Genomic DNA, 1,162 nt, shown 5'->3' with positions numbered 1-1,162 from the left:
CTTGTAGGATTACTAGAGATAAATTTTAATCACAAATTATAAGGAATAAATATTTTATGGGTCTAAAAAAATAATATATAATCTTGATTTTCCCCATCCTAATATCTCTATTAAAGATAATATGATGGGGAAAAATGTATAGGGTTCTTACGCCTTCTGCTCTACAGTATTAGTCAAGGTTCCAATACCTTCGATAGAAATATTTATGACATCACCAATGGCTAACGAAAATTCATTCGGTGGCACTACGCCTGTTCCTGTCATTAAATAAGCTCCGTGTGGGAAAGACATCTCTCTGAATAAGAATGAAATCAATTCATTGTGCTGGCGTTTCATACGATTAATCGCAATACTTCCCTGAAATTGAGAAATATTATCTCTCAAAATCTCTAGCGAAATCAACGTATCTGGGCTAATTTCTCCATCAGTTACATACAAACATGGCCCAATGGCGGCTGCCTTATCATAACTTTTAGCTTGCGGTAAATACAAAGGATTCTCGCCCTCAATATCTCTTGAACTCATATCGTTCCCTGCTGTATAACCTACAATTTTTCCACTAGAAGTAGCAAAGAGAGTCAATTCTGGCTCAGGAATATTCCATGCTGAATCTTTACGGATGCGGACAAAATCGTTTGTACCTACACAACGGCTTGCTGATGATTTAAAGAAAATCTCTGGGCGTTCTGCATCATATACACGGGCATAAAAATCTCCACCACCCGCATCTTTAGATTCTTCAATTCTGGCTTCACGGCTACGCATATAGGTTACGCCTGATGCCCAAATTTCTTGTTGACTGATAGGGGCAAGGATGTCATTCCCAGCCCATTCAATGCTTGAAAGTGTGGTGATTTCCTTGCTGACTTGTTCATATAAATCATCACGATTTACATAAACATCCCAATTGTTTTCAGCGGATAAATAAAACTTACCTGCCGATTCTACGATAATTCCTTGTTTGGTTTTGTATATTTTCATATTAAATGTTTTTTCTATTTTGGGAGACTAAAATCCTAAAAGCAGATAGAAATAGTATTTTTACTGAATATCTTGCTTGTAGTATGTTAAAATAAGTCAACTTTGTAGTGAGGAATCAAACCACCTGATTGGCTAAAAATGTCGATTTAATTTTTTGTACATTATTGAAAGACAAATTAAC

1 protein-coding gene is annotated in these 1,162 nt (G+C 35.7%); it reads right to left on the bottom strand.

Translation table 11 applies throughout. The features are described 5' to 3' along the window. Positions 1-147 precede the first annotated feature (147 nt). The gene (locus tag AC07XN_RS24445) at positions 148-981 is read right to left on the bottom strand and encodes a fumarylacetoacetate hydrolase family protein (protein ID WP_494744944.1); all 834 of its coding nucleotides are present in this window, start codon (positions 979-981) and stop codon (positions 148-150) included. Positions 982-1,162: the final 181 nt, after the last annotated feature.

Source organism: Arcicella sp. GW458-12-2-14-TSB2 (assembly GCF_059423785.1).
Note: the sequence above shows the minus strand (reverse complement) of the source record. Positions and strands in the feature narration are given on the sequence as shown.

Bases quoted from the DNA above. Each gene is read 5' to 3' on its own strand.
- AC07XN_RS24445 (WP_494744944.1), bottom strand. From the start codon at position 981: ATGAAAATATACAAAACCAAACAAGGAATTATCGTAGAATCGGCAGGT.